A 3,261-nucleotide genomic window follows, 5' to 3' on the forward strand; every position below is an offset into this window, starting at 1 on the left:
TGCTGGTGATTTGGCTTTTGTTTTCTTTCTCTCGCCTGGGCCAAGGTTTTGTTTACGGTATTCACTGGCATAGAGGGAAATGGGGAGGCGCTAAGCTTTAGTGTTTAGCGCTTCAATGACGGTGATTTCTAAATCGTTCTAGCCGCTCTGACGTGCTTGGGTGGCTTGAAAAATAGCCCTGTATTTCAGATTCTTGTTTTGGCTCCACGCTACCTATGTTTTCTTCGGGCTCGTTTGCACCTTGGTCTTTTTCTTGGGATTCTAAGTTCTCCATTAAGGTAATAAAATCCTCAGGATGTAAGCCAAACTCTTGTAAATGTTTCAGCGCAAAATCATCAGCCTCGAGCTCCATTTTTTGGGAATAGCCTGCTTGCAGAAGAACACCAGGTAAGGCAAGAATTGCTTGGCTGGTGGTTGAAATATCGCCAGTTACGATAACGATGAATAGGGCTAGGCTGGATTGCTGTATCAGTCTTCTCAGACTATGCCGGTGAGCGATATGTCCAATTTCATGCAGCATGATCGTTTCCAGCTGCTCTTGGTTCTCTGCGAGTTTGACCATCTCATCGGTAAAAATAATGGTTCCTGATGGAAGTGCAAAAGCATTCGCACCGATGGACTCGCTTTTGCGGAACTCGATTTTCATTGGAATGAGCTCAAGGCCTTCAATCTTTGTCAGCTCGTCGGCGATGCGATTAAAGGCCTGCCTTAAGGAGTCGCGCTCTTCTTCAGCTAATTCACTGCTTTGAAACACGCTCTTATCTAGGATTTCTAAGCCTCCGTGACCAATTTTTGTTGATACTTCAGCGGGCAGTGCGTGGGCCAATTCTTCGCTGAAAAAAGGAATGCCATAAGCGATAAAACCCCAGCTAGCGACCGCTACCAAAACTAAGGTTAACGCAACAAACTGAAGCTTACTTTCCAAGCGGTGAGCGAGCCCGGAATATGTTTTAGTTTTGAGGTAGCCATCCTGCTGGGCGGTTTTAATCAGTTCATCGATTGCTAAATTATCAGCACATTCAAATTGACATTGATCGCCAAAACTAATGAAGCGCGGGGTATTGCCAATGCGTGATGAGATGTCGACATCTTTAATGGCGACCTTTTTTAAGGGTTCATTGGATGACTCAGTGACAAATTCACTTTCTGGAAAAAAGCAGAGCTGACCGCCTTCCTGATAATGTAGCTTAGCGGGAAGCCGTGATGAGCTTTGCCCTAGGTACAAATAGCCGGAAATCTCCATTGTTAGCAACCAGGCTTCGTCAGCATTTAAATTCCCACTTCGATATCAAAGACTTCACCAAACTCTTCACCCATTGCGGTCAATTGATTTTGTTGATCCGCGACGAAATTATCGAGAGATTGATTTGTCAGCAGTGTTAGTTGGCTTGCGCGGTAGCGCGCAGTACGGATCATCGACCAGGGGATGAGTAAGCCTAGTGAGCAGATAATGGCAATCGTATTGCTGAGGTATAGATACAACATATAGCTAACGCTCAATGTACTTGAGAAAGTCATCTCTTCGATCTGGGTATGATTGAATATCAAGTTTTGGCGCTTGGTTTGAAGGTAGGCAAAGATCCATAAATAAACAGTAAAGAATACCAGCTGAATTAAAATGAGGTTTGAAAAAGACGGTGCTGTTTCTTCACTTGTAAAATTCATAAGGTCTAGCTGGGATAAAGTCCAAAGTACAATAGATATCGCTAAGATAAAAACACCGGAGGCCTTTAAATACATAAGATAGAAGCTTTTTGCGCCAGCGCCATAGCTGAATGGTGAGGTGCCATAGCGAGCGTTATTTACAAGGAAAATAGCTTTTAAGTATTGCCAGAAGGGAAAGCCCAAGATAAACAATGGGAACAAAGCAGCAAGCCCCCAAGGCATATTAAACTCTTCCTCAATATCTATTTTTGCTTCTTCTCCTACGGCAGGTATCTCTGTCGTTTCATCAGCTGGCATCTCCTCAGAAATCGGGACTTCCGAGTATTCCCATACCTCACTGGGCACAGAAAAATATATTGAGCTAACAAGCAGAGCCAGGAACAAAAATACCGGTAGGCCATAAAATAAATAAGCTTGCTTGAAGTTTCGTTCAAAGCGGAAGGTAATACCACGATAAGCTGTGTGGCGGAGCCTGAACGACATAGAAAGAACAATGATTGCAGGCACTAAAACTGTCACTGCTGCAGCGGCATACAAACCCCAAACGCCATTATAGGAATTTATTGCGTAATAAATGCCGAATAATATGGATGCAAAAATTCGCCCTTTTAGAATCTGTTCAGGCTTTGCCAAATATTGAAAGGCGCTGTCGTCAAGCTGAGTATTGCCATAAAAATAGCGGTGTGTTCTAACTTTCGCCCAGGCCGAATAAATGCCCAGCGTAACGATGGTGAGAGCTATATTGACGATCCAAATGCCAAAGAATTCGAGTGCTTTGCCGCTGAATCTAAAAGGCTGTTCAGTATAGGGTTTTACTTCTAAGTCCATTTAATGGGAGTTCCTTCAATTTGATGCGCTTAAAAACTAGCGGCAGTCTAACATAATTAGAAGGAGAGGCTGCGGTCAGAGTAAATTTACTCTAGACCGAACGGCACTTACTTAAGCATATGTTCCATCTAAACAAATGATTATCTATAGGGTGCAATTCAGATTAAATAGGAGCCATTCATTTAAGAACCCTTTTTTGATTATCTCCGTACAGGCCATCGGCCGCTCTGTGTCCTCTGTGGTGGATTCGTTTTTGGGTTTTTGATCTTCAAGACTAAGGCCCTTAACCACAGAGGACACAGAGCGCTTTGCTGCACAGAGGAGTAATGTTTCTCTAGGCTTCCACTGTAAAAAAGTGAAATTCAGTTTAAGTAAGTGCCATTCTACTTTCTAATTATTCTAGCTCTGACATATCGTCTCAATATCACAAGTGATCACCGATACATGCTTATAGCCGATTCTCATCAGCTGCTCTGCAGATAAAGTGGCGCGTGCACCGGTTGCGCAGTGGATATAGAGCGGTGTTTCTTCATGTGGGTGGAGTTCTGATACCTTCATTTCCAAGACACCACGTGGAATGTTGAGGGCGTTCGGTGTCGGGTTTTGTGCCACTTCCATGGGTTCTCTTACGTCAATCAAAATACCACCATTATTGCTCATTTCCAGCTTGGCGCTTGATGATGTTACACAGCGTACTTTAGGTCTGATTTCTTGAATTAAGTCCGGTATCGATCTCAACATATTTATTACCTCAAACATTTACAGTGA

General features: G+C 43.4%; 3 protein-coding genes. All 3 read right to left on the minus strand.

Features of this window, described 5'->3' with window-relative positions; genetic code table 11:
- Positions 1 to 112: 112 nt before the first annotated feature.
- Entirely contained in the window at positions 113 to 1,243 is a 1,131-nt protein-coding gene (locus tag A3761_RS20880) for a M48 family metallopeptidase (protein WP_068509659.1), read from the minus strand.
- Positions 1,244 to 1,269: 26 nt separating this feature from the next.
- Entirely contained in the window at positions 1,270 to 2,493 is a 1,224-nt protein-coding gene (locus A3761_RS20885; RefSeq protein WP_068509657.1) for a YjgN family protein, read from the minus strand.
- Between the two features lie 399 nt (positions 2,494 to 2,892).
- Positions 2,893 to 3,234 carry a rhodanese-like domain-containing protein gene (locus A3761_RS20890; protein WP_068509654.1) on the minus strand — a complete coding sequence of 114 codons (342 nt, stop codon included), beginning with the start codon at positions 3,232 to 3,234 and terminating at the stop codon, positions 2,893 to 2,895.
- Positions 3,235 to 3,261: the final 27 nt, after the last annotated feature.

This window comes from Oleiphilus sp. HI0123 (genome assembly GCF_001635315.1).